Annotated in this window: 22 protein-coding genes and 2 pseudogenes; 12 read left to right on the top strand and 12 right to left on the bottom strand. The window is 56.5% G+C overall.

The features are described 5' to 3' along the window. Window positions 1–383: 383 nt before the first annotated feature. Complete coding sequence (gene mrcB, locus I6N93_RS12240; RefSeq protein ID WP_085689519.1) at window positions 384–2,840, bottom strand: bifunctional glycosyl transferase/transpeptidase; 2,457 nt, start codon at window positions 2,838–2,840, stop codon at window positions 384–386. Window positions 2,841–2,941: 101 nt separating this feature from the next. Next, window positions 2,942–5,386 (bottom strand): ATP-dependent helicase HrpB, encoded by a 2,445-nt coding sequence (hrpB, locus tag I6N93_RS12245; protein ID WP_085689521.1) that lies wholly within the window; start codon window positions 5,384–5,386, stop codon window positions 2,942–2,944. 74 nt (window positions 5,387–5,460) lie between these two features. Here hrpB and thpR point away from each other — a divergent pair, with 74 nt between their 5' ends. The 9 genes from thpR to panD all read left to right on the top strand — a co-directional run bounded on the left by thpR (window position 5,461) and on the right by panD (window position 12,461). After that, a complete protein-coding gene (gene thpR / locus I6N93_RS12250) occupies window positions 5,461–5,997 on the top strand; it encodes an RNA 2',3'-cyclic phosphodiesterase (protein ID WP_085689523.1) in 537 nt (178 codons plus the stop codon). Window positions 5,998–6,002: 5 nt separating this feature from the next. Continuing rightward, window positions 6,003–6,725: a DNA/RNA nuclease SfsA gene (gene sfsA, locus I6N93_RS12255; RefSeq protein WP_085689525.1), complete on the top strand. Its 723-nt coding sequence runs from the start codon at window positions 6,003–6,005 to the stop codon at window positions 6,723–6,725. A 161-nt stretch (window positions 6,726–6,886) separates the two neighbouring features. Further along, window positions 6,887–7,342 carry an RNA polymerase-binding protein DksA gene (gene dksA, locus I6N93_RS12260; protein ID WP_026741198.1) on the top strand — a complete coding sequence of 152 codons (456 nt, stop codon included), beginning with the start codon at window positions 6,887–6,889 and terminating at the stop codon, window positions 7,340–7,342. A gap of 77 nt (window positions 7,343–7,419) precedes the next feature. Then, complete coding sequence (gluQRS, locus tag I6N93_RS12265) at window positions 7,420–8,337, top strand: tRNA glutamyl-Q(34) synthetase GluQRS (RefSeq protein WP_085689527.1); 918 nt, start codon at window positions 7,420–7,422, stop codon at window positions 8,335–8,337. A 67-nt stretch (window positions 8,338–8,404) separates the two neighbouring features. Further along, window positions 8,405–9,811 carry a polynucleotide adenylyltransferase PcnB gene (gene pcnB / locus I6N93_RS12270; protein ID WP_205757302.1) on the top strand — a complete coding sequence of 469 codons (1,407 nt, stop codon included), beginning with the start codon at window positions 8,405–8,407 and terminating at the stop codon, window positions 9,809–9,811. After that, window positions 9,811–10,305: a 2-amino-4-hydroxy-6-hydroxymethyldihydropteridine diphosphokinase gene (gene folK / locus I6N93_RS12275; protein ID WP_085689531.1), complete on the top strand. Its 495-nt coding sequence runs from the start codon at window positions 9,811–9,813 to the stop codon at window positions 10,303–10,305. Before pcnB ends, folK begins: the two co-directional genes overlap by 1 nt. A gap of 90 nt (window positions 10,306–10,395) precedes the next feature. Next, window positions 10,396–11,190: a 3-methyl-2-oxobutanoate hydroxymethyltransferase gene (gene panB / locus I6N93_RS12280; protein ID WP_085689533.1), complete on the top strand. Its 795-nt coding sequence runs from the start codon at window positions 10,396–10,398 to the stop codon at window positions 11,188–11,190. 15 nt (window positions 11,191–11,205) lie between these two features. Continuing rightward, window positions 11,206–12,060, top strand: a complete 855-nt coding sequence (gene panC, locus I6N93_RS12285; RefSeq protein WP_085689535.1) for a pantoate--beta-alanine ligase — start codon at window positions 11,206–11,208, stop codon at window positions 12,058–12,060. A 20-nt stretch (window positions 12,061–12,080) separates the two neighbouring features. Beyond that, window positions 12,081–12,461, top strand: coding sequence for an aspartate 1-decarboxylase (gene panD / locus I6N93_RS12290; RefSeq protein WP_085689537.1), 381 nt, complete (start codon window positions 12,081–12,083; stop codon window positions 12,459–12,461). A 205-nt stretch (window positions 12,462–12,666) separates the two neighbouring features. On the opposite strand, the gene I6N93_RS12295 is transcribed toward panD, so the two are convergent. Further along, complete coding sequence (locus I6N93_RS12295) at window positions 12,667–13,437, bottom strand: ABC transporter permease (protein ID WP_085689539.1); 771 nt, start codon at window positions 13,435–13,437, stop codon at window positions 12,667–12,669. Continuing rightward, window positions 13,434–14,372 (bottom strand): ABC transporter ATP-binding protein, encoded by a 939-nt coding sequence (locus tag I6N93_RS12300; protein ID WP_085689541.1) that lies wholly within the window; start codon window positions 14,370–14,372, stop codon window positions 13,434–13,436. The genes I6N93_RS12295 and I6N93_RS12300 overlap by 4 nt, the downstream gene beginning before the upstream one ends. A gap of 112 nt (window positions 14,373–14,484) precedes the next feature. Here I6N93_RS12300 and can point away from each other — a divergent pair, with 112 nt between their 5' ends. Continuing rightward, window positions 14,485–15,144: a carbonate dehydratase gene (gene can / locus I6N93_RS12305; RefSeq protein WP_085689543.1), complete on the top strand. Its 660-nt coding sequence runs from the start codon at window positions 14,485–14,487 to the stop codon at window positions 15,142–15,144. 77 nt (window positions 15,145–15,221) lie between these two features. Here the strand turns inward: can and hpt are convergent, their stop codons facing one another. Further along, the gene (gene hpt / locus I6N93_RS12310; protein WP_085689548.1) at window positions 15,222–15,752 is read right to left on the bottom strand and encodes a hypoxanthine phosphoribosyltransferase; all 531 of its coding nucleotides are present in this window, start codon (window positions 15,750–15,752) and stop codon (window positions 15,222–15,224) included. 333 nt (window positions 15,753–16,085) lie between these two features. On the opposite strand from hpt, the gene I6N93_RS12315 reads away from it, so the two are divergent. Then, window positions 16,086–16,442: a hypothetical protein gene (locus I6N93_RS12315; RefSeq protein WP_085689545.1), complete on the top strand. Its 357-nt coding sequence runs from the start codon at window positions 16,086–16,088 to the stop codon at window positions 16,440–16,442. Window positions 16,443–16,481: 39 nt separating this feature from the next. After that, window positions 16,482–16,697, top strand: coding sequence for a hypothetical protein (locus tag I6N93_RS12320; protein WP_197669155.1), 216 nt, complete (start codon window positions 16,482–16,484; stop codon window positions 16,695–16,697). Window positions 16,698–16,798: 101 nt separating this feature from the next. Here I6N93_RS12320 and ltrA read toward each other — a convergent pair whose 3' ends face one another. The 7 genes and pseudogenes from ltrA to I6N93_RS12355 all read right to left on the bottom strand — a co-directional run. Next, the gene (gene ltrA / locus I6N93_RS12325; protein ID WP_085690274.1) at window positions 16,799–18,136 is read right to left on the bottom strand and encodes a group II intron reverse transcriptase/maturase; all 1,338 of its coding nucleotides are present in this window, start codon (window positions 18,134–18,136) and stop codon (window positions 16,799–16,801) included. Window positions 18,137–18,690: 554 nt separating this feature from the next. After that, window positions 18,691–19,197, bottom strand: a pseudogene (locus I6N93_RS12330) (single-stranded DNA-binding protein). Window positions 19,198–19,265: 68 nt separating this feature from the next. Next, window positions 19,266–19,730, bottom strand: a complete 465-nt coding sequence (locus I6N93_RS12335; RefSeq protein ID WP_176222580.1) for an STY4534 family ICE replication protein — start codon at window positions 19,728–19,730, stop codon at window positions 19,266–19,268. A 625-nt stretch (window positions 19,731–20,355) separates the two neighbouring features. Further along, window positions 20,356–22,389 (bottom strand): DNA topoisomerase III, encoded by a 2,034-nt coding sequence (locus I6N93_RS12340; protein WP_085690071.1) that lies wholly within the window; start codon window positions 22,387–22,389, stop codon window positions 20,356–20,358. Between the two features lie 14 nt (window positions 22,390–22,403). Then, complete coding sequence (locus I6N93_RS12345; RefSeq protein WP_085690069.1) at window positions 22,404–22,970, bottom strand: hypothetical protein; 567 nt, start codon at window positions 22,968–22,970, stop codon at window positions 22,404–22,406. Beyond that, window positions 22,967–23,710: a PFL_4669 family integrating conjugative element protein gene (locus I6N93_RS12350; RefSeq protein WP_085690067.1), complete on the bottom strand. Its 744-nt coding sequence runs from the start codon at window positions 23,708–23,710 to the stop codon at window positions 22,967–22,969. The genes I6N93_RS12345 and I6N93_RS12350 overlap by 4 nt, the downstream gene beginning before the upstream one ends. A gap of 290 nt (window positions 23,711–24,000) precedes the next feature. Continuing rightward, window positions 24,001–24,554 (bottom strand): annotated as a pseudogene (locus I6N93_RS12355) (DUF4158 domain-containing protein); the annotation flags it as partial. Between the last annotated feature and the right edge of the window lie 146 nt (window positions 24,555–24,700).

Here is a 24,700-nt window from a genome sequence, read left to right on the forward strand (position 1 = left end):
TAATGCAAACGAGAATAATTATTATAAGCGTCGCATTTTTGCAAAAGGGGCGAGCCACTGCAAGCGCCTTTGGTTCGTGCGACGCGGGCGGCGCCAAGCCAGGCGGAGTCCCCCCCGTCGGTCCCGATAGAGAGACGACGTCGCCGGCATCGCGTCAGCTCGCGCCTTACGGAACCTGAGCGATGGCGCACGCCCCCGGTTGTGCTGTCACTCTCCTGATGGCGAGAAGCCGCGGTGACAGGGTTTGAGTATGGGGGAGGATTCAGACTTTATCGTCCAAAAACCTTCACGTGTTCCCTCTGGCGGTTAAGCCTGACAACAAAAAGCCCGCAACCAAGTTGCGGGCTTTGAAGGTGATGACGACAGTCACGCCTCAGGCAAAATTACTGCCCGAACATCTCTTTGATCCAACCGGCGACGCCCTGCCCGTCCTGCTGTCCTTCCTGCGGTTGCACCGCCTGAGGGACAGATTGACACAGGGACTGCGGGTTATCGCTCCAGACCGGCAGCACGCGGCCCGCGCTGCCGTTGCAGATCACGTTGCCGTTGCCGTCGACCGTCATGGTGTTGATGCCTTCCGGCGGCGTCAGCGTCAGCGTCAGCGGCGTCTGGTTTTCCAGATAGCGGCGGTAGAGCGTCAACGCGCCGTTGGCACCGGTCAGCTTGGCCGGACCGTTATTGTCGCGTCCCACCCAAGCGATCGCCACTTCCTTGCCGTCCACCCCGGCGAACCAACTGTCGCGCAAATCGTTGGTCGTCCCGGTTTTCGCCGCCAGGTGATAGCGCCCAAATTTCGTCATCAGAGAACGTGACGTCCCGCGTTCAACCACCTGCTGCATACCGTACAGCGTCAGATAAGCCGCCTGAGCCGGCACGGCGCGTTCCGCCTGCGGGAAGCTCTGATACAGCACGGTATTGTCTTCCGCGATCACGGAGCGTACCGCCGACAGCGGCGCACGGTTGCCGCCGCTGGCGATGGTCTGGTACTCCTGCGCCACTTCCATCGGCGTGAGGCTGATAGCCCCCAGCAGCATGGACGGCACAGGCTGGATCACCTCTTTGGGGATCCCCAACCGTTGCAGCGTGGCGCTAACCTGATCCAGTCCTACCGCCATCCCCAGATTCACCGTCGGGACGTTCAGGGAGTTGGCGAGCGCATCCACCAGCAGCACCTGCCCGCGAAACTGGCGATCGTAGTTCTTCGGTTCCCATACTGCGCCGTTCGGCTGTTTCAGCGACAGCGGCGCATCCGCCAGCACGGTATTAAGACGATAGCGATCGGGATCGCTGAGCGCCGTCAGATAGGTCGCGGGTTTCGCCAGCGAGCCGACCGAACGACGCGCCTGCAGCGCACGGTTGAAACCGGCGTATTGGGTATCGGTACCGCCCACCATCGCACGGATTTCTCCGCTGAAACGGTCGACGATCACCATCGCCGCTTCCAGATCGCCGACGTTGCGCGCGGCTCTCAGCGCGGGTACGCCCGTTTCCACCGCGTGCTCGGCGGCATCCTGCGATACCGGGTCAAGCGTGGTGAAGATCTTCACGCCGGACAGGTCGTTGACCTTGTCGCCAAGCCGCTGCTGCAATTCCTGGCGCACTATCTGCATAAACGCAGGCTGCGGACTGATCACGCCGCCTTTCGGCTGGACGCCCAGCGGACGCGCGCTCAGCATGTTGTAAAGATCTTCGTCGATCACCTGCTGATTTTGCAGCAGACGCAGCACCAGATTGCGGCGCTCCAGCGTGACTTTAGGGTTACGCCATGGGTTGTACAATGACGCCCCTTTGACCATCCCCACCAGCATCGCCTGCTGATCGAGGCTCAGTTCATTCACCGGACGCCCGAAATAGTAAAGGCTGGCCAACGGGAAGCCGCGGATCTGATCGCTGCCGCTCTGACCGAGATAGACCTCGTTCAGATACAGTTCCAGAATGCGATCTTTGCTGTAGCGCGCGTCCATAATCAGCGCCATGTAGGCTTCATTAAGCTTACGCCACAACGAACGTTCGTTGGTGAGGAACATGTTTTTCACCAACTGCTGCGTCAGCGTACTACCGCCCTGCACCGCGCGTCCCGCAGTCAGGTTGGCCAGCATGGCGCGGCCGATGGAGTACAGACTGACGCCGTCGTGCTCATAGAAGTGGCGGTCTTCGGTCGCAATCAGCGTGTCCACCAGCAGGTCGGGGAATCCCGCGCGCGGCACGAACAGGCGCTGTTCGCCGTTCGGCGACTGCAGCATGGTGATCAATTTGGGATCGAGCCTGAAGAAACCGAAGCTCCGCTGATTTTCCAGATTCTGAATCTGCGACAGGCGATCGTTATTGAACACCAGTCGGGCGCGGATCTGGCCCTCTTTACCGTCGGGGAAATCGAACGGGCGGCGCAGCATCTCAATGCTGTTGGCCTGAACGGTAAACTCGCCGGGGCGGGTCATGCGGGAAACTTCACGGTACTGCATCCCTTCCAGCAAATGCACCATTTCCTGCTTGCTGTAGGACATGCCGGGTTCGAGGTTTACCATACGGCCGTAAACCGTCGCCGGCAGTTGCCAGACCTTGCCGTCGATGCGGCTGCGGATTTCGCTGTCCAGATAGATGCCGTAGACCGCCATGACGACCACGAACACCAGCATCAGCTTCAACACCAGTCCTAACCAACGGCGCTTTTTGCCAGGCTTGCGACTCATCTCTTCGTCGTCCTCGTCATCATCATCCTCGTCATACTCTTCATAATCGTAATCATCATCATCCCTGTGACGCCGTACCGCCTGTTTACGTGTAGATTTTCGCGGCGCTTTTCCCTTGCGTCCGATAGGTTCGCGATCGTCCCGAGACATTACTGTGACATCTCCATCAGGTTGCTAACGGCACCTGTGCAGTACCTGGCCGTCTACTCTGTGTCTCCCGCCTTTTGCAAGAAAGGGGGAAACGTCCGAAATTACTGATTCTGATATTTTCTGGTGCGCCGGGTCGGCGCGGCATTGGCCGGGTCGTCAGGCCAGACGTGCTTGGGATAACGCCCTTTCATCTCTTTCTGCACATCGCGATAGGCGCCCTGCCAGAAGGCGGCCAGGTCGCGGGTGATTTGCAGCGGACGCTGCGCCGGAGACAGCAGCTCCAGCACCAGCGCCACCCGGCCTTCCGCGATACGCGGGCTTTCCCGCTCGCCGAACATTTCCTGTAGCCGCACCGCCAGCGCCGGAGGCGCCTCCTCAGCATAGCGGATAGGCAGACGGCTGCCGCCGGGCACCGTGTAATGGCTCGGCAACGCGCTGTCGAGACGCTGTTTCTGCCGCCAGCCAAGGCAACGTTGCAGGGCTTCCTCCAGGTTGAGCTGATTCAGCCCTCGCCGATCGCGCACGCCCGTCAATGAGGGCAAGAGCCACTGTTCCAGCGTTATCAGCAGCGCGTCGTCGTCCACTTCGGGCCACTCGGCGTCGGGCAACCATTGGCGAGCGCACTGAATACGGGCGCGCAGTTGCAAAGCCGCCGGGTCCCAGTTCAATACGGATAACCCCTGCTCGCGCAGCCAGTTCAGCATCGCCTGCTGCAAGTCGTCGTCGGAGGGTTTGGCCAATGGCTGAGTGCGTAACGTCAGACAGCCGATTTGGCTACGCCGACTGGCGCGCAGCGTACCTTTTTCTTCATCCCAGTGCACGATATTCCGCTCACTTAACAACCCCGGCGAATGGTGCAACAACCGGTCGATATCCACCGGCAGCGCCAGCTGAATTCTCGCATCGGCAGACTGCGGACTTTGCATCAGCGCGGGCACAATCAGCCACTCGGAGGACGTCAGCGGATCGTCCTCCGCCAACTGAGCTCCGACGCCGTTCGCCAACTGATAGCGGCCGTCCTGACCGCGCCGCCGGGCGATGCGATCGGCGAAGCCCTGCGCCAGCAGCCCTACCGCCAGCCCGTCGTCGAAACGGCCTTTGGCCCCCCCCAACCGTCGCGCCAACTGCGTTGCCCGGCACTGCCAGTGACTGGCAGGACGGCGCAGGCTATCGAACAGATTCGGCGACCCGCTGCGGGGCGGCTCTTCAATGACCGCCGCCAGCAACGCCGCCGTGGCCAGTGCGTCGCCGCCTTGCCGTGCGGCGGCATGCAGCATCACCGCCAGACGGGGATCGCTGCCGATACCCGCGGTCTGCCTGCCGGTAGTCGTCAACTGCTGCCGATCGTCGACGATGCCCAGTTGCAGTAAGATGCGCTGAGCAGCGGACAGGATGGGGGCAGGCGGAATGTCCAGCCAGGTCAGTTGACCAACGTCGCGACATCCCCACTGTAGCAAATCCAGCCACAGGCCGGACAAATCGCTGTGCAGAATCTCCGCTTCGCTTTGCGCCGCCGTGCGCTCAGCCTGCTCTTTCGTACACAGATGCCAGCAAACGCCCGGCTCCAGACGTCCCGCTCGGCCAGCGCGCTGCGTCATGGACGCCTGACTGATGCGTTGGGTCGTCAGCCGCGTCAGTCCGCTTTTTACGTCGAACAACGCAACACGCACCAGACCGCTATCGACCACCACGCGGATCCCTTCAATCGTCAGGCTGGTTTCGGCGATATTGGTGGCCAGCACCACTTTGCGCCGCCCCGCCGCCGCCGGACGAATCGCCTGCTGCTGAGCCGAAAGCGCCAGAGCGCCGTACAGCGGACACAGATCGGTATCCGCCGCGATACGTTCACTCAGCAGGCGCTGCAAGCGTTTGATTTCCGCCACGCCCGGCAGGAACACCAGCATCGAACCGCTTTCCTGCTGCAACACGTGCGCAATCAGTCGGGCCAGAGAGTCCTCTAAACGCTCATGCACGCCCGGCGCCTGAAAGCGCCGCGTCACCGGATAAGCCCGGCCCTGGGAGCTAACGGTGCGCGCATCAGGTAATAAGGAAGAGAGGCGATCGTTATCAAGCGTGGCCGACATGATCAGCAGTTTGAGGTCGTCGCGCAGTCCCGCCTGCACATCGAGCAGCAGCGCCAGCGCGAGGTCGGCCTGCAGACTGCGCTCGTGAAATTCATCCAGGATCACCAGCGAAACGCCCTCTAGCCCAGCGTCTTGTTGCAGCATCCGCGTCAGTATGCCTTCGGTCACGACTTCCAACCGCGTCTGCGCGCTGCAGCAGGTTTCGGCGCGCATCCGATAGCCGACCGTCTGCCCAGGCGTTTCTCCCAGCAGTTCCGCCAGCCGGAACGCGACGCTTTTCGCCGCCAGACGTCGCGGCTCCAGCAGAATGATACGGCCGGACAGTGCGGCGTTCTGTAACAGTTGCAGCGGCAGCCAGGTGGATTTTCCGGCGCCGGTCGGCGCATGCAGCAACACCTGAGGCGCATGGCGCAGCGCGTGAATGACGTCTTCCAGTACCTCGCTGACGGGCGGTAAACTCACAGAATTCTCCGTAATGATTAACTTTAAGCGGCGCACATTGTAGCATCGGAGCCCCCTATTATAGAGAGAACGTCATGACCGTCACCCGCCGCCTGTTTTTTGCCCTGTCGCTGCCGGAAAACACCCGTCGCCAGATTATCCGCTGGCGCGCGGCGCATTTTCCGATTCAGGCGGGGCGTCCCATTGCGGCGGCCAATCTGCATCTCACGCTGGCGTTTCTGGGCGAGGTCAGCGACGGTCAGCAACGGGCGCTGCAAACGCTGGCGGGACGCATTCGACAGCCGGGCTTCACCCTGACGCTTGATGACACAGGCCACTGGCCGCGTCCCGGCGTGGTCTGGCTGGGATGTCGTCGCGCGTCGCGCGGTCTGTTGCAGTTGGCGGACCTGTTGCGGGCGCAGGCGGCGCGTCACGGCTGCCATCAAAGCTTGCAGCCGTTTCATCCGCATGTGACTTTGCTGCGCGGCGCGACCCACCCCGTGGCCTTGCCGCGCGCCACGTTCGGCTGGACGGTGGCGGTCGACAGCTTCTCCCTGTATGAATCGCAGTTTGAACACGGCCGAACCCGCTACCGGTCGCTGGCAAGCTGGCCGCTTATCGCCAAAGAGTAATCACTATGCAGTTTTCGCCCCCGTTGCAGCCCGCGACGCTGATTAAACGCTACAAACGCTTTCTGGCTGATGTGGTCACGCCCTCAGGCGACGTCATGACGATCCACTGCCCGAACACCGGCGCGATGACCGGCTGCGCCACGCCGGGCGATACCGTCTGGTACGCCACCTCCGATAATCCCAAACGCCGCTATCCCTGCACCTGGGAACTCACCGAGACGCAGGCCGGCGATCTCCTGTGCGTCAATACGCTGCGCGCCAATCAGGTGGTGCGTGAGGCGATTCTGGCGCAGAAAATTTCGGAATTGAACGGCTACGATGCGCTGAAAGGCGAAGTGCGCTATGGCGAAGAGGGCAGCCGCATTGATTTTCTTCTACAGGCAGAGGGCAAAGCGGACTGCTATATTGAGGTCAAATCAGTCACATTGTTGCAACATGCGTGTGGTTATTTTCCTGATGCGGTGACGCTGAGAGGACAAAAACATATTCGTGAACTACAGTACATGGCAGACAGCGGAGCCCGCACCGTACTCTTTTTCGCCGTGATGCATTCCGGCATCAATCGGGTCTCTCCCGCCGGCCACATCGATAAACATTATGCCGAATTATTATGGCAGGCGAGGCAGGAGGGGGTTGAAATTCTCTGTTACGGGACCCACCTTACTGCGGAAGGGATAACAGTTAATGGCCCGTTACCATTCGATAACATGGCGGCAATGCGCGCATAGCGTGATACGTTATGTTCACGGATGAATTCAACGCTTCCTCACACTTTATCAGGCCAGTGTCAGGAATGATTGCCAACCCAACGTCCATCTGTTATTTATAGCGGCCTGTTTTTTCCCCTCGGGGATCGTTACTGCGTGTCGTGTTATGTAGGAGAAGCAACATGCAAGAAGGGCAAAACCGTAAGACATCCTCTCTGAGCATCCTCGCGATTGCCGGAGTGGAGCCATACCAGGAAAAGCCGGGCGAAGAATACATGAACGATGCTCAGCTGGCGCATTTCAAGCGCATCCTTGATGCATGGCGCAACCAGCTGCGGGGCGAAGTTGATCGCACCGTATCACACATGCAGGATGAAGCTGCTAACTTCCCGGACCCCGTCGACCGCGCGGCTCAGGAAGAAGAGTTCAGCCTGGAACTGCGTAACCGCGATCGTGAACGTAAGCTGATCAAGAAAATCTCCAAGACGCTGCAAAAAATCGAAGACGAAGACTTCGGCTTCTGCGACTCTTGCGGCGTCGAGATTGGTATCCGCCGTCTGGAAGCCCGTCCGACCGCTGACCTTTGCATTGACTGCAAAACGCTGGCGGAAATACGCGAAAAACAAATGGCAGGATAATCTATTCCTGAACGGGAAGGCTTCGGTCTTCCCGTTTCTTTATATGACGTCCACCGACATGACGCTCCCGCAGTAGTATGTCCGCATTACAGCAAAAAAATCATTACGTCGGGCGCTTCGCCCCTTCTCCGTCCGGCGATCTGCATTTTGGTTCCCTGATAGCCGCTCTCGGCAGCTACCTGCAGGCTCGCGCCTACGGGGGACGTTGGCTGGTGCGCATCGAAGATATCGATCCGCCAAGAGAAGTCCCCGGCGCGGCCTCACGCATTCTGCGCCAGCTGGAGCACTATGGTCTCCACTGGGATGGCGACATCGTTTACCAGTCGCAACGCCATGACCGCTACCGCCAGATCCTCGACGACCTCAAACAACAGGGACGCTGCTACTATTGCACCTGTACGCGTCGGCGCATCCAGCGTCTCGGCGGCCGTTACGACGGCCATTGCCGCACGCTGGAACGGGGGCAGGATAACGCCGCACTGCGGCTGACGCAGACCTGCCCGGTCATGCGCTTCCACGACCGGCTGCGCGGGTGGCTGGACGCGGACCCGGCGCTGGCGCGAGAAGACTTCATCATTCATCGCCGCGATGGCCTGTTCGCCTATAATCTGGCGGTGGTCGTGGACGATCGCGATCAGGGCGTGACGGAGATTGTTCGCGGAGCGGATCTGATTGAGCCCACCGTGCGCCAGCTGTCGCTGTTTCGGCAGCTCCAGTGGGACGCGCCGGACTATATTCATCTGCCGCTGGCGCTGGACGCCGCAGGCAAAAAGCTGTCGAAACAGAATCATGCCCCGCCGCTGCCGCAGAGCGACCCGCGGCCGACGTTGGCGCAGGCGCTGGCGTTTCTGCGCCAGCCGTTGCCGGAAGACTGGCGGGACCTGACGCTGTCGGAGCTTATCTATTGGGCCGTGGGCCACTGGTCGCCGGCGACAATATCGACAGAAGCGGTCATTCCGCTGCCCGAAATCACAACGGCATTCTCAAAGCGCTGAGGGTGAGCTATGATTAGCCGCTATTTTTGGTTGGGCCGTTCATTTTTCATCATTATCGAGGTGTATTATCTTTACCCGAGTAGCTAATTTCTGTCGCAAGGTACTGAACCGTGAGAACGAGTCCGGCGCTTCCCAAGCACCGCACGAGTCCATGACGGTCATTCCGCGTGACCAGCATACTATTTCACGCAGTGACATTAGCGATAATGCCCTGAAAGTACTTTACCGCCTGAACAAGTCAGGCTATGAGGCTTATCTGGTCGGCGGCGGCGTGCGTGATTTGCTGCTGGGCAAAAAGCCCAAAGATTTTGATATCACCACCAACGCCACGCCGGAACAGGTACGCAAGCTCTTCCGCAACTGTCGTCTGGTTGGACGCCGGTTCCGTCTGGCGCACGTCATGTTCGGTCCCGAAGTGATTGAAGTCGCGACCTTCCGCGGTCATCACGAACAGCATCAGGAACAGCTGCTGAAAAACACGTCCCAGCAGGGGCAGAACGGCATGCTGCTGCGCGACAATATTTTCGGCTCGGTGGAAGAAGACGCCCAACGCCGCGATTTTTCCATCAACAGCCTCTACTACAGCAGCGCTGACTTCACCGTTCGCGACTACACCAATGGGCTTAGCGACCTGAATCAGCGCATCATTCGCCTGCTCGGCGAGCCGGAAAAACGCTACCGCGAAGATCCGGTGCGGATGCTGCGCGCCGTGCGTTTCGCCGCCAAGCTGGACATGACCATCAGCCCGGAAACCGCCGAGCCAATCCCGCGGCTGGCCTCGCTGCTCCATGATATTCCGCCGGCTCGCCTGTTCGAAGAGTCGCTGAAGCTGCTGCAAGCGGGCTACGGCCACCCAACCTATAAATTGCTGTGCGAATACCAGCTGTTCCAGCCGCTGTTCCCGTTGATCAGCTGCAACTTCACCGACACGGGCGAAACCGTGATGGAGCGGATGATCGTGCAGGTGCTGAAAAACACCGATCAACGCATCCAAAACGGTATGCGCGTTAATCCGGCATTCCTGTTCGCCGCCATGCTGTGGTATCCGCTGATCGAGCATGCCCAGAAGCTGGCGCAGGAAAGCGGTCTGGCCTATTTCGAAGCTTTCGCGCTGGCGATGAACGACGTGCTCGACGAGCAATGCCGTTCGCTCTCCATTCCCAAACGCATTACCTCGCTGATCCGCGATATCTGGCAGCTACAGCTGCGCCTGTCTCGCCGGCAGGGCAAACGCGCCTTCAAGCTGATGGAGCATCCCAAGTTCCGTGCGGCTTACGATTTGCTGTGCCTGCGCGCCGAGATCGAACAGCAGCCGGAGCTACAGCGTCTGGCGCAGTGGTGGGGCGAATTCCAGGTGGCCGCGCCGCCGCGGCAGCAGGTATTACTGAGCTCGCTGGATGACGGCCCGACGCCGCACCGCCGCTCGCGCCGTCCGCGTCAGCGCCCGGCAGCGCCGCGCCAAGGTCAACAATAATGACGCGCGTGTATCTGGCGCTCGGCAGCAATTTGTCGCAGCCGTTACAACAGGTACATGCCGCGCTGGCGGCGCTGGACGCGCTCCCTCTTACCCGGCTGGTGCGCCGCTCGCCCTTCTACCGTAGTCGCCCGCTGGGTCCGCAAGATCAACCGGATTACCTCAATGCGGTCGCGGAGCTTCGCACCCAACTTGAGCCGGAAGCGCTGCTGGATCAGACGCAGCGCATCGAGCTGGAACAGGGGCGCGTCCGAAAGGCGCACCGTTGGGGTCCGCGCACGCTGGATCTGGACATCCTGCTGTTCGGCGATGAGGTGATCAACACCGACCGCCTTATCGTCCCCCACTATGATATGAAAAACCGCGAATTCATACTCTACCCGCTGGCTGATATTGCCCCGATGCTGATTTTCCCCGACGGTGAAGCCCTGGCCGATCGCCTGGCGCTCGTACCACCCAACGGGCTGACCCTGTGGGATCACGCAACGCGATAACCGCAGCCGTAGAGCTGCCCGCCGCTTTGCCATTTCCAGTAGAATATCGCCGCCCTTTTCACGTCCTCATTTTTATTCAGGAAGGCAGCCATGAAACCGACGACCCTCACCCATCTGCGCCAGTGGAAACAGGCCCGAAAAAAGTTCGCCACCATCACCGCCTATGACGCCAGCTTTGCCCGTCAATTCTACGAACAAGGCATCAAAGTCATGCTGGTGGGCGACTCCTTGGGGATGACCGTGCAGGGAAACGACTCCACGCTCCCCGTGACGCTGGAAGATATGGTCTATCATACTCGTTGTGTCCGACGCGGCGCGCCGCTGTGTCTGCTGCTGTCGGATATTCCGTTTATGGGCTGCGCCACGCCGGAACAGGCCTGTCAGCAAGCCGCCGAATTGATGCGCGCAGGCGCTAACATGGTGAAAATAGAGGGCGGCAGCTGGCTGGCGCCTACAGTACAGATGCTGACGGACCGCGCCGTCCCCGTGTGCGGTCACCTGGGTCTGACGCCGCAGTCGGTTAATATCTTCGGCGGCTATAAGGTGCAGGGTCGTGGTGATACCGCCGCGGAACGTCTGCTGGAAGACGCGATTGCGCTGGAGCGAGCCGGCGCGCAAATGATGGTGCTGGAGTGCGTACCGGTGGAATTAGCCAAGCGCATCACCGAAGCGCTGACGATCCCGGTTATCGGCATCGGCGCAGGCAACGTGACGGACGGACAAATTCTGGTGATGCACGACGCATTGGGCATCAGCGGCGAGCAGACGCCGAGCTTTGCCAAAAACTTTTTGGCCCTGGCGGAAGATATCCCCTCGGCCATTCGCCTTTACGTGCAGGAAGTAGAGCAGGGACTGTACCCTGACGACCAGCACGCCTTTCACTAACGCAGGAGAAGCGGAGTGTTAATTATCGAAACGCCCCTTTTGCTACGACGCGAAGTCCGGCGCTGGCAGCAAGAAGGGAAAAGAGTCGCGCTGGTTCCCACGATGGGGAGCCTGCATGACGGTCATATGGCGCTGGTTGACGCCGCCAAGGCAAGCGCCGATGTCGTCATCGTCAGCATTTTCGTCAACCCGATGCAGTTCGAGCGCGCGGACGATTTGGATCGCTATCCGCGCACGCTGCAAGAAGACTGCGAGCGCCTGACCCAACGCGGAGCCGATCTGGTGTTCGCGCCGTCGGCACACGACATCTACCCCACAGGGCTCGATCAGCAGACGTTTGTCGAAGTCCCCGGCCTGTCGCAGATGCTGGAGGGCGCCAGCCGTCCCGGCCATTTCCGCGGCGTCGCCACGGTGGTCAGCAAACTGTTTAATCTGGTACAGCCGGACGTCGCCTGCTTTGGCGAGAAGGATTATCAGCAGCTGGCGCTGATTCGTCGGATGGTGGCGGACATGGGATATGACATCAGCATCGTGGGCGTCCCGATTGTCCGGGCGAAAGACGGCCTGGCGCTCAGCTCCCGTAACGGCTACCTTACGCCTGAAGAGCGCAAGCTGGCGCCTCAGCTGCCGCGGATTATGCACGCCATCGCGGAAGAACTTGCCACCGGCAATCGGCAGATCGACGAAATTCTGGACCGGGCGGAAGAGGCCCTGCGCGATGCGGGCTTTATGCCGGATCAACTGTTTATCCGCGATGCGGACTCGCTGGAGACGCTGACGACAGAAAGCGCCCGCGGCGTGATTCTGATGGCCGCGTGGCTCGGAAAAGCGCGGCTCATCGACAACCTGCAGGTGGATCTCACTGCATAATTAACATCAGGTATTTGCTAATGATTAGAACCATGCTGCAAGGCAAACTGCACCGGGTCAAAGTGACCCAGGCCGACTTACACTACGAAGGCTCTTGCGCCATCGACCTCGACTTCATGGAAGCTGCAGGCATTTTGGAATATGAAGCCATCGATCTTTACAACGTAGACAACGGCCAGCGTTTTTCCACCTACGCTATCGCCGCTGAACGCGGATCGCGTATCATTTCCGTGAACGGCGCGGCCGCCCGCTGCGCCTGTGTCGGCGACCGGATGATCATCTGCTCCTATGTGCAGATGTCAGACGAACAGGCCCGAACGCATCACCCGAAAGTCGCCTATTTTAACGACGACAACGAACTCCAGCGCACCGCCAAAGCCATTCCGGTGCAGCTAGCCTGATCCCTACGGCGCCGCCTCTGCAGCGCCGTTTCTCCTCAAAATCGTCTGCGAGTCGGCCAGCCGCGCCGCTATGCTCTCAATAGAGTCCGTGCGCAGAATAAATAGCCGGCGGATGCCCGGCGTTGCCGTTCTGGACGGTAGGTGTATGGGGAATTGACGTAGTGATGCCGATACCCAAAAACGCCCCCCGAAGGGAGCGGACACATTAGCCGCGCAGGCCGCGACCATGTTCAATAAGCCACCACGCCAGCGCATAAAACGCCACGATAAAGATCACCAACACGCCAAGCGCCAACGTCAGTGAAACATCGTTGATCCCCAGAAAGCCATAGCGAAAACCGCTGATCATATACACGACCGGGTTCAACTGGGATACGGACTGCCAGAACGGCGGCAGCAGCGTGAGCGAGTAAAAGACCCCGCCGAGGTAGGTCAGCGGCGTCAGCACGAAGGTCGGAATCAGGCTGATGTCGTCAAAGGTTTTGGCGTACACCGCATTCAACAGACCGGCCAGCGAAAACAGCATCGCCGTCAGCAAGAGCGTCACCACAATTATCCACCAGGCATGCACGTGCAGCGGGACGAAGAACAGCGACACGGCGGTCACCAGGATCCCCACGCAAATCCCACGCGCCATCCCGCCGCCGATATAACCGGCGATGATGACGTGCGTCGGCACCGGCGCCACCAGCAGCTCTTCGATGTTGCGCTGGAATTTAGCGCTGAAGAACGACGACGCCACGTTGGCATAGGCATTCGTAATGACCGACATCATGATGAGGCCGGGAACGATGAACTGCATATAGGTGAAGCCGTGCATTTCGCCGATGCGCGAGCCGATCAGATTGCCGAAAATGATGAAGTAGAGCGTCATGGTGATGACCGGCGGCAGAAGCGTTTGCACCCAGATTCGGGCAAAACGATTGACTTCTTTAGTCCAGATACTCTGCAATGCGACCCAATACAACCTGCTCATGCTTTCTCCTCGTTGGCATGTTCTCCGTGATGGTTAACCAGACTGACGAATAGCTCTTCCAACCGGTTAGCCTTGTTGCGCATGCTGAATATTTGAATGCCCTGCGCGCTCAGTTGGCTGAACACGCCGTTCAGCCCCTGATCCCGTTTCACGTCGACCTCCAGCGTCGTCGTATCCACCAGCCGGTGAGAGTAGCCGTCCAGGCGGGGCAAGGCGCTTTTGGAAGCCAGATCGAAAATGAAGGTTTCCGACTGCAGTTTGGAGAGCAACTGCTTCATCGAAGTGTTCTCCACCAGCAGGCCATTCTGGATGATGCCGATATTGCGGCACAGCATCTCCGCTTCTTCGAGGTAGTGCGTGGTGAGAATAATCGTAGTGCCCTGACCGTTCAGCTCCTTCAGAAAGCCCCACATGGACCGGCGCAGTTCGATATCCACCCCTGCCGTCGGTTCGTCAAGGATCAGCAATTTGGGTTCGTGCATCAGGGCCCGGGCGATCATTAGACGCCGCTTCATGCCGCCGGACAGCATACGCGCCCGTTCGTTGCGTTTTCCCCACAGATCGAGCTGATTGAGGTATTTTTCGGCGCGTTGTTGCGCCGTTTTGCGATCGACACCGTAATATCCTGCCTGATGCGTCACAATCTGATAGACGGTTTCAAACGGGTTGAAATTGAACTCTTGCGGCACCAGCCCCAGCTGGCGTTTGGCATTGACGATGTCCTGATCGATGTCGTAACCGAAGACGTTGACTTTGCCTGAGCTCTTGTTCACCAGTGAGCTAATGATGCCGATGGTCGTGGATTTCCCCGCGCCGTTCGGGCCCAGCAGCGCATAAAAGTCGCCGGCCTCCACCTGTAAATCGATCCCTCGCAGCGCTTTAACTCCTCCTGGATAGGTCTTGCTTAATTTCGCTAATTCCAGTGCATACGTCATAAGAAAAAGGATGCCTTATTGTCAGTGTGTACGTCAGTTTTCAATGTTAAAACCCCAGTGATTGCTCTATATTAACTCCACTGCCATTTGTTGTTACAGGTCATTTACTTTCATGAAAACAATCGAAACGCTCATCGCTAATAACCAGAATTGGTCCGAAAAAATAGTGAAGGAAGATCCGGATTATTTTGAACGATTAGCTCAGGCGCAGCGCCCGCGTTTTCTATGGATTGGATGTTCGGACAGTCGGGTTCCCGCGGAGAGCCTGACCAGCCTGGAGCCGGGAGAGCTCTTTGTTCACCGCAACGTCGCCAACCTGGTGATCCATACCGATTTGAACTGCCTATCGGTCGTGCAGTATGCGGTCGAAGTGTTAGAGGTTGAACACATCATCATCTGCGGTCACTATGGCTGCGGCGGCGTGCAGGCGGCGGTGGAAAACCCCGAATTAGGGCTGATTAACAACTGGCTGCTGCACATCCGCGACCTGTGGTACAAGCATAGCTCTCTGCTGGGAGAATTGCCCCCCGAAGAGCGCTTCAACAAATTGTGTGAACTCAACGTGGTAGAGCAGGTGTATAACCTCGGCCACTCCACGATCATGCAGTCCGCCTGGAAACGGGGCCAGAAGGTGATGATCCACGGCTGGGTCTACGGTATTCAGGACGGCCGGCTGAGCGATCTCGACGTCACCGCCACCAGCCGTGAATCGCTGGAACAGCGCTACCGCCGCACGATGTCCTCCCTGCTGTCGTCTTCCCGAGTAGACTAATCCAAATAAAAAGCCGCGCTCATCGATCGCCGTTGTCGCGGCTTTTTCATTCTTTCTATCGGTCAACCGTGCGGAGCTTACTCCGGCACAACCTTGCCGATATACGACAGGTGGCGATAGTGCTGCGCGTAGTCAATGCCGTAACCCACCACGAATTCATCCTCGATGGAGAAGCCGACCCACTCGACGGGCACGTCAACTTCGCGACGCGACGGTTTATCCAGCAATGTGCAGATGGCGAGGGACTTCGGTTCGCGCAGTTGCAGGATTTCCCGCACCCGGCTGAGCGTGTTGCCGGAATCGATGATATCTTCCACGATCAGCACGTCCTTACCGCGGATGTCTTCATCCAGATCCTTGAGAATCTTCACGTCACGCGTAGAGCTCATGCTGTTGCCGTAGCTCGACGCCGTCATGAAATCAACTTCGTGTGATACTTCCAACGTCCGGCACAGGTCCGACATGAAGATGAACGAGCCTCGCAATAATCCCACTAGCACCATGTCGCTCTGGCTGTTCTGGTAATGCGCGCTGATTTGGCGACCAAGTTCGGCCACTCGCGCCTTGATGTCCTGTTCGGAGATCATGACGTCGACGGTGTGTTTCATCATATTGAAAACTCATTGAAAGGATGTGTTCTGTATCGCCTCGCAGGCCATACCCCAATGCTGAATACGCGCCTGAGCGCATCAGAAGATATGGCCGCGGAGTATAGCAAAAGCCCCCTTCCACTAACAGGCGCTTTCACGTTCGCGTCCGGAAGCAGCCTGCAAAGGTACTGTCTAATCGTAGGGATATCGCTAAAAAACGGCGTTGCTCGCAACGTTTAAACAAAATAATCAGGATTGTGTTATGCCCGCATTAAAGCTGGGTAAAACAGGTTGCCTCTCGGACGGGGAATGCCCTTATATAGGGCTATCCCCTACTGAAGAGATGTATTTATGAGAACAGTAACCCAACGTTATGGCGTCGCCGCCACCATCGCCGCTTTTTCTCTTTTCGCTATCCTGCCCAGCGCCTTTGCGTATCCGGAACAGGGCGCGCCGCAGATTGAAGAACCTGGCCACGGCGGTAACGACCATGACCGTATGCCGCACCAGCCGCCGTTCCACCCGATGCCGCCGGCGTTGTATCAGGCCTCCCTGCAAACTAACGATCCCGTCGCGGGCGTAAACAAACTGGTTTCCAATGTGCCTGCCGGCAACGGCAAGACGTATGAAGTCAGCGTGAGCATACGTGAAGTGCCGCCGGCTCCGCCCGCGCCGCAAAAAGGTGCTGCGGGTAAGGAAGCCCGCTAAGGTTTGTTTGATCGTCTCATGGCAACACAGGAATGTCGTATGAAAAGAGTAGCGACGGCTTTCGCCATGCTGAGCCTCATACCAGCGGCCTTTGCCGCGCCTGGCGGCCCGGATAGGTGGCATGGTCACGATCATGGCCCGGGCCCCGGTCCCGGCTTTCACTACGACTATCTGCCGCCTGGAGTCGAAACCGTGCTGATAGCCGGACTGACCTACTACGTACTGAACGGAATATTTTATCGTCCGGATCAGTAGAGTAGGCCTCTGGTTTGAAGTCATCTCCCCAGCGGCCCCTCGTCAAACCGTGCGTGCGGTTTTCCCGCACACGGCTTTCCGACTGTCTTCTTCCTGCCACATTACGGCGTCACAGGGCGTGCATACCGACTGATTTCATCCCCGGTTATCGACAGGCTGTATAATTTGAACAGCCCTTGATATTCGTAGAACCAGTTTGGCGGATGGTCCCTCCATCCTTTAGCCCGCTTCTTGTGTTTCTTCCTTAACATGATGCAAAGTGCCCATGTCGTGTAGTTTGCAATGCTCCGGAAGTGCATCCGGGAGTTACACATCCTGAAGTAGTTTCCCCAACCTCTGAGGATTGGGTTTATCTTCATTCTGATTAACACCGGCAGATCCCAGTGCTGACCTTTCTGTGTGACTTCGCGGATCTTGCGCTTTACGGTTTTCATTGATTTCGGTGAGGGGTAATAGTAGGTCTTCAGCTTTCCGTCCTTTTTGGACGGCTGCACTGCGAACCTGTGACCGAGAAATTCAAACGGCGATTTAGTCGCGTTAACGACTTTTGTCTTATCTGCGTTAAGTGTTAACCCAAGCCGACCCAATATCCTCCGGGCCTGCTCCAGATAAAACTTCGGTTGTTTTCTGCACAAAATGACAAAGTCATCGGCATAACGCACTAAATGAGCGTCATGCCATCGTTGGTTGAATCCCTGCTTTTCCCAGGCATGGTCAAGCCAGTGGAGGTACAGATTAGCCAGTAGTGGCGATATGACGCCTCCTTGCGGAGTCCCCGTATCGCTGCTCTTCTGACGAACGTCACCCATAACTCCAGCTTTCAGCCACATTTCAATCAGCTTCATGACCGGGCGGTCAATGACTCTGGTCCTCACCGACAACAGCAGTTTGTCGTGGGGAATGGTGTCGAAGTATGACTTCAAGTCGGCATCCACCACCCAATGACATTTAAAGTTCAGCCATTTATAGATTTCTCTTAGCGCCTGCTGCGCACTTCTGCGTGGCCGGAAGCCATATGAGAAGTCCTTGAAACTCGCTTCGAACAGCGGTTCTATGACGATCTTTACTGCTGCCTGTACTACACGATCTGCTATAACAGGTATGCCAAGCGGCCTTTCCTTTCCATCCGACTTCGGGATATAAACCCTCCGTACAGGCTGTGGAACATACCGTTTCGCAACAAGTTTCTTCTGGATATCCCGCAGGAAATTACCAACACCGATCTCTTTCTCAACCTGTTCGATCGAGAGCCGGTCGATACCCGGCGCACCTTTGTTAGCTCTGACCTGAGTCCATGCCATGCCTAAAACCTGGTTACTGCATACCTTGTCATACAGAACACCAAACTTACGTTTCGGATCCGCCTTGGCGGCCAGGTATAGCTTGCGTTGCAGTACTCGTACCTTTTCAAATGCCGTGTTTTGAGCTTTCGCAATCACGTAGTACCTCCTGCATCACCAAGCCTGACAGAAGCAGAGGCCCTTCCTTTCGGCTGAGTTTTGTTGTCTCAACCATCATCAGTACTATGGCCTCCTCCGACTCCTCTATCCCGCGTCTTTCCGGATTTCGGTGGACGCCTTATACCTTCAATTACACGGTGGGTTAAACCGCGACGGGTAGAGGTCTCGACTGTTCCGCTCGACACTTTCTACACATCCCATCTCCAATACCCCGGGTCCCTCATCCGGCTTCACGTGGTTAATTAATCCACCGGACTGCACTGGCCTTCGCCCCCATTCCAGAGGCTCGGCAAGACCACCCTACACCATACTCTTCCAGCATTACCGTATGGCTGACATTTACGAGGCGGATTTGAGTTCACTGTCAGTTACGGGCTGTGTATTTGCGCGCGCCCACTGTCTGGATCGGGGGCCACGTTTATCCGACGTTGTTCCCGCGTTTCAGTCACCATCCACACGTACGCCATAGCTACACGGTCAAATTAACCAACTACCGTGGCAGGACTCTCACCTGCAAGTAATCGAGCAGCTTTTCAGTCCACTCGAAACGGAATATCATCGTCAAAATCCATCGGAGGCTCATTCCCTCCTGATTGGGATTGAGGCTGTTGAGGCGCAGAACCACTGTGCGTTGGCTGCTGGGGCTGTCCCCATCCTCCCTGAGCACGTTGACCAGAATTTGCAGACTGGGAACGACCGCCCAACATTTGCATCGTTCCCCCCATACTGACCACGACTTCGGTTGAATAGCGGTCCTGGCCACTCTGATCCTGCCATTTACGGGTCTGGAGCTGGCCTTAGATATAGACCTGTGAGCCTTTACGCAGGTACTCACCGGCAATGTCAGCCAGTTTGCCGAACAGCACAACACGGTGCCATTCCGTTTTTTCCTTCTGCTCACCGGATTGTTTATCACGCCAGGTTTCGGAAGTGGCCAGCGACAATGTCGCTACGGCACCACCGGCTGGCAGGTAACGGATTTCAGGATCCTGACCAAGAAAACCGACAAGTATGACTTTATTTACGCCGCGAGACGCCATAATCGAATCCTCATAGGGAATAAGAAAGGGAAAAACGCCCCGAGAAACGCGGGGCGTAGAGGGCGTTATCAGAAGGAGTTTTCTGCGTATTGTTGCTGAGCAGAACCTTGCTGAGGCGGCGTGGAGTCAGATTTCTCAGCCTGATAAACCTTCTCCTGGCCGATTTTGATCCAATCGACCTTGATCAGGCGGGCTTTCAGACTGACACGCTGTTCACCGGCATGTTCACCGCTGTTGAGCGTAAAAATGTCCGTTTTCAGGTTGCTGAGCACAAACCCAATCAGGACTTTTTTGTCTTCATCAACCGACTTTTGACAACGATTAATCAGGCTGCTGGCTTCTTTACCGGCGACCGTGACATCGAAACGCGTATAACTGGCGTTATCGGTAGGACCAGAAAGTCCGTTGATGACACAGTTGATAAAGGTACCGTTAGGGCCATTGACCTGGCGAACATTGCTGAGATACCCCATCCCTTTAATGGTCAGGTTGAAATATTCAGTTTTGTTGGACGTGTTTTGCGCTTGAGACATGATGTTTTCTCCATGGAGTGTAGATTCGGTGACGGAGAAAGACACCTTCCCCGACGGGAAAAGTGTTTCCCGTCGGGAGTCTGCAAAGTCGTACGTCAATGCAGACAGTCTGGATTGTGAAATGGACCTTCATCACTGTTGAGCGATCCCCGTTCTCAAAGGTTAAACGGAGTTACCACCACAAGGGCATCCTCTTTCAGGCTACAAGGATATTCGCGATCACCCGAAGGCGCTTCTCACAGAGTGCGGAAGCATTGGCTGGTTGTCCGAAGACAACAAGTAAGCCTGTTCATTTTTAATGCAAGTTATGTGAGTGTCAACGTTAATAATAAGTTTTGCGGGCGATAAAAATAAAAACGGCGTTGATCCGAAAATCAACGCCCTGGGGTCGGTACCTTAACCTTTCATATAATCAAACAGACTCCGGGGAGGAACCTGGTGTCCCGGCGCGTTTTTCACGGAGTCGCATGCGCCTTGTCAACCAACCTGAGTGTGGAGGCCGCTGACCGGACTGAAGTAGAAAAAAACCATGGAAGAATTTTCCTACCACCGCAGTCACGGGGTACCCTGCATCAAAGCCAGTTCACCTTAGCAAAAGTTTCCACCATATACATCAGGCAATCTCTTACTCCGATGCGGTTGCTTTATTTTTAGCCGCTGTTTTCCCTTTATATCGCTTACCGTTACGGTTGGTTTTCGTCCCAATATTGACAATACCCTGGCAGGTCGGGTAATTGATACATCCCCAAAAAGCGCCACTGCCTTTCTTGCCCGCACGCCGGCGCATCGCTCCGCCACATACAGGGCAAGGAGGAGACGGCGGCGCAGTGAACTTCACCGCCTGCGTTTTACCTTTCTCGATCAGATGCCCCGTCCACTGTGCCTGCCGCGACATAAACGTTTCCAGCGTCATCTGTCCCTGGGCAATCTCATCCAGCGCCTGCTCCCATAGCGCCGTCATACCCGGGTTTGTCAGCGCTGTCGGCAGGGCATCAATCAACTCGCCGGCAATCGGTGTGGAGAACAAGAATTTTCCCTTTTTCTCCAGGTATCCCCGCTTGAATAGCGTTTCCAGGATAGCGGCTCGCGTCGCTTCAGTCCCCAATCCGGCATTCTCTTTCAAAATTTTCTTAAGTTGAGGATCGCTGACGAATGCAGCCGCATTTTTCATCGCCGCAATCAACGTCCCATCAGTGAAGTGCGCCGGCGGCTTTGTTTGCAGGGTTTTAAGCTCAGCGCCGGCTACGGCACAGGGCTGTCCTTTGACAAGAGCCGGCAGCTTGGTTTGATCGCCGTCTTCCTCTTCCTGCTCACTGCCTTCATGCTGAAACAACGCTTTCCAGCCAGCTACGATCTCAACCTTGCCGCGAGTACGAAACAGTTGGCCGCCAATATTGAAGGTTGCTTCAGTTACATCGACCTCATGGAGCGGCAGGAACTGCGCCAGGTAATGCTGTCGTATCAGTTGGTAGACCCTGAGTTCATCCGCAGACAACTTACTCAGGTCGAACGGCTGTTTTGTAGGAATAATACCGTGGTGAGCGGTGATTTTCTTATCGTTCCAGATCCGTGAAACGAAACCTGTATCGAGTTTAGCCACTGTCGCGCTCAGTGTGGGATCCGTTCGCATAATGGCATCGAAGACCTGTGGGATTTCTTCACGCATTGACGTCGGCAGATAACCGCAATCGGTGCGGGGATAGGTTGTCGCTTTGTGGGTTTCATACAACGATTGAGCAATGCTCAATACCTGGTTTGCGCTCATTCCCCATTGGCGAGAGCAGGCCTGTTGCAGTGTACCCAGATCAAAAGCCAAAGGAGCTGACGCTTTCTTACGCTCCGTCCCCACATCAAGAACCAGGGCGCTACCCGTTTGCTGGCAAAGTTGCACCACGGCCTGCGCCACATTTTGCTGAATACAGCGTTTCTCCTCGTCACAATAGTTGGTGGCGGGCACCCAGTTGGCAGGGAAATTGATCCCATCCTTCTGCAACGTAGCCTGTACCTGCCAGTGCGGTTTTGACACAAAATTGGCAATTTCACGGTCACGGTTCACGACCAGCGCCAACGCGGGCGTCTGCACCCGGCCGATCGACAAGACCTCGCCATACCCTTGTTCCCGGGCTTTCAGGGTATAAAGCCGGGTCAGGTTCATTCCCGTCATCCAGTCAGCCCGCGCTCGCGCCATGCCGGCATGGTAAAGCGCCGCAGTCTTTTCACCAGGCAGCTTATTCGCCAGTGCCTGGCGAATACTCGCCTCATCCAGCGCGGATAACCAGAGCCGCTGTACGACCCCCGTAAAGTGACAATACTCCAGCAGCTCGCGGGCGATGACCTCGCCTTCCCGATCGGCATCAGTGGCGATGACTACGGAATCCACTTGCTTCAGAAGTGACCTGACAACGGCAAACTGATCCGCCGTATCTTTTTTAACGGTCATTTTCCACTGCGTCGGCACGATGGGCAGTACGGACTCGCGCCATGGGTTGCCGTACTGTTCACCGTAGGTCTCAGGTTGAGCCTGCTCTAATAGATGCCCTACAGCCCAGGTAACAATGACTCCGGGCCCGGCAAAATAACCCTGCTTACGTTGGGTCGCCCCAAGGATGGCGCCAATATCTTTACCCTGGGACGGTTTCTCACAGAGATAGAGTTGCATCTGATCGCCTCCAGTCAGCTCACCTGACCGTTAGCAACCTGCTGCAGCTGCTTCATTAAACGCCCCAAATACGCATCGGTCAGATGCGAACTATCAGGGGAACTGTAAGTCACCTTCAAACGACTGCCGGCACCGGATTTCTCAATTTCCAGCACCAGGCGATCGCTTCCTTTCCATTCTTGCCCCATTTTATAGTAGCTGCCCTTTACCGCTGACCATACGGAGTGGGCTTCATCAACAGAGCCGGCACTCCAGTCACCGTACTGATCACGTTTACGCAAACTTTCCAACTCATCTGCCGAAATAAACTGATAATGACTTTTGAGGCGGGCCGCGGCGGTATCAACATCCACGGGAAGGGTATAAACATGAAGCACATTTTGACGCGGGCCGGTGTTTCCGGCTTTGGTCATCCAGGGCATACCATCGTCATTAGCGCTATTGGTACTGCCGCCAGCCAGCGAATGGGCGGCATCACTGATTTTTTGATTCCACGCAGCGAGGTCGCTACCGGCGCAACCGCTTAAAATCAGCGCCGTGCAGAATAGAGCAGGCATTAACGCTTTCTTGTAAGGGCTCATGCATTGCCTCCTTTATCAGAGGAAGAATCAGCGGAGACAGTGACAGGATTACGTAACGACGGGGAGAACGTTGAACGTTTCACACCCGTTAATATATCTGCATCCGGTTCACCTAACCGTTTGATAGCCTCAAGACCGGCTGGCGTTTGCAGACGAATATCATCGCGGGTCACGCTGACAGAACGATATTGTTGCACCACCCCGTATACCTGACGAACCCAGTGCCCTCCCTTACTCAGCAAATCATCGCGTTTCTGACGTGAAATCAAACCGTAATGCCAGGCCTGGAAAGCTTTCATCGCAAGCTGATCGAAACCAACCAGTAACCAGACACAACGGTAGCCCAGGGGGGTTCGGCTGAATACACCGATATTCAAAGGCGAAACGGAGTAAACATCGGACATCGTGATCTGACCCGGCAAATCGGATAAGGTTTTTTCAAGCTCAGCAACCGCCTTTTGTAACCGTGCGGTTCCTCGCTCTATCGCCTGCTCCAGCAACAACATCGCGTCGTCGGCGTACGGGTTGTCACCATCCGAATCGGCATTGATTTTACCTGCCCTGGCGATGACCTGGGGCATGCTAACTATTTGAGGTTTTTTTGACTCTTTCTGACGTTGACGGCCTTCCCATAAAAGGATGGCATATTGGGTATGCAGTTGAACTGTTAAAGTCGACTTCAGTGCCCCCGCCTTTCCCCGTGCGGGAGTGTCCGGAGAATTGTTTGCTGTATCTGCCATGTTGAGCATCCTTCTGTCTGCTGAGAGTATGTTTGGCTTGAAATAGTCTCGGCAGGGCCAGAAAGCAGCAATTCAAAACTCTTTTTGGTTTGTGAAGAGAAAGTGTAAAAGGAAGGGGGTTCATTTTTTAATCTTGTTGGCACTGCCAACAAGCTCACTTTTTAACCACAAATAAATATCCTGAGTAATACCAGATACGGGGTCTGACGCTCAGTGGAACGAAAACTCACGTTAAGCAATGTTTTCTTCCTCTGACGCCTCTTTTAATGGCCTCAGATGCCCTCTGGTTCAGACGGTATCATTGCCAGTCTGTTCCACAGGCGCAGCGTTGCCTTTTCTCTTACCTCTGAAATCAGCCGGGTCAGAGTAGTGGCTCCGGGAAGAATAATTCCGTGCTGCATCAGCCACCCTGCCGCCAAGTCGAAAAGCAGGGCGAGACGTTCGTTGCTTATCCAGCTCCGGGTATATAAAAGACGGGTAAGACGAAAACAAATTTACGATAATCATAATGCTGACGTATCAGCGCGGCATGCTCACGGCGGGTATTTTCTCTCTGACCATATTCTGCCAGCACAGTGATATCATGGATCCTGAGCTGTCTGGCGATAAAATGCCGGACTTCAGAAGGAGTATGATTCATATCGGTGAGAAAGGTGCCCAGAAAACGCACACACCCGATTTGCAGGGCAATTCCCAGGCGATTGTGATCGCCTCTGCTTTTTCCGATAAATTCTTTGTCTGCCTCATCAAGATGAAAATAGCGTGCCAGTTGAAGCTCATCCGGCTCACCGGTGAAGCTTCCATAGCTTTCAGTCTGTTCAGTGGTCAGAAAATCAACGGGCATACCGACCTCCCTGCCTGACGGTTATTAGTTAACAACTTAACAACCGTCCGAAATATTATAAATTCTCGGACATCATAAAATGGTACTTTTTAGCTGTCCATTAAATCGTTATCTTGGCATACTGGACAGTAATTGTCTGGTTTTCG

Origin of the sequence: Lonsdalea populi (assembly GCF_015999465.1) — a bacterium.
Lineage (GTDB): Bacteria > Pseudomonadota > Gammaproteobacteria > Enterobacterales > Enterobacteriaceae > Lonsdalea > Lonsdalea populi.

What these genes read in the sequence shown, in the direction of transcription:
- I6N93_RS12335 (WP_176222580.1), bottom strand. Translation starts at nt 19,730, where the DNA reads ATGTCTCAAGCGCAAAACACGTCCAACAAAACTGAATATTTCAACCTG.
- I6N93_RS12315 (WP_085689545.1), top strand. Translation starts at nt 16,086, where the DNA reads ATGAGAACAGTAACCCAACGTTATGGCGTCGCCGCCACCATCGCCGCT.
- I6N93_RS12340 (WP_085690071.1), bottom strand. Translation starts at nt 22,389, where the DNA reads ATGCAACTCTATCTCTGTGAGAAACCGTCCCAGGGTAAAGATATTGGC.
- panD (WP_085689537.1), top strand. Translation starts at nt 12,081, where the DNA reads ATGATTAGAACCATGCTGCAAGGCAAACTGCACCGGGTCAAAGTGACC.
- can (WP_085689543.1), top strand. Translation starts at nt 14,485, where the DNA reads ATGAAAACAATCGAAACGCTCATCGCTAATAACCAGAATTGGTCCGAA.
- folK (WP_085689531.1), top strand. Translation starts at nt 9,811, where the DNA reads ATGACGCGCGTGTATCTGGCGCTCGGCAGCAATTTGTCGCAGCCGTTA.
- sfsA (WP_085689525.1), top strand. Translation starts at nt 6,003, where the DNA reads ATGCAGTTTTCGCCCCCGTTGCAGCCCGCGACGCTGATTAAACGCTAC.
- mrcB (WP_085689519.1), bottom strand. Translation starts at nt 2,840, where the DNA reads ATGTCTCGGGACGATCGCGAACCTATCGGACGCAAGGGAAAAGCGCCG.
- thpR (WP_085689523.1), top strand. Translation starts at nt 5,461, where the DNA reads ATGACCGTCACCCGCCGCCTGTTTTTTGCCCTGTCGCTGCCGGAAAAC.
- I6N93_RS12320 (WP_197669155.1), top strand. Translation starts at nt 16,482, where the DNA reads ATGAAAAGAGTAGCGACGGCTTTCGCCATGCTGAGCCTCATACCAGCG.
- gluQRS (WP_085689527.1), top strand. Translation starts at nt 7,420, where the DNA reads ATGTCCGCATTACAGCAAAAAAATCATTACGTCGGGCGCTTCGCCCCT.
- I6N93_RS12300 (WP_085689541.1), bottom strand. Translation starts at nt 14,372, where the DNA reads ATGACGTATGCACTGGAATTAGCGAAATTAAGCAAGACCTATCCAGGA.
- panB (WP_085689533.1), top strand. Translation starts at nt 10,396, where the DNA reads ATGAAACCGACGACCCTCACCCATCTGCGCCAGTGGAAACAGGCCCGA.
- I6N93_RS12345 (WP_085690069.1), bottom strand. Translation starts at nt 22,970, where the DNA reads ATGAGCCCTTACAAGAAAGCGTTAATGCCTGCTCTATTCTGCACGGCG.
- hpt (WP_085689548.1), bottom strand. Translation starts at nt 15,752, where the DNA reads ATGAAACACACCGTCGACGTCATGATCTCCGAACAGGACATCAAGGCG.
- dksA (WP_026741198.1), top strand. Translation starts at nt 6,887, where the DNA reads ATGCAAGAAGGGCAAAACCGTAAGACATCCTCTCTGAGCATCCTCGCG.
- I6N93_RS12350 (WP_085690067.1), bottom strand. Translation starts at nt 23,710, where the DNA reads ATGGCAGATACAGCAAACAATTCTCCGGACACTCCCGCACGGGGAAAG.
- I6N93_RS12295 (WP_085689539.1), bottom strand. Translation starts at nt 13,437, where the DNA reads ATGAGCAGGTTGTATTGGGTCGCATTGCAGAGTATCTGGACTAAAGAA.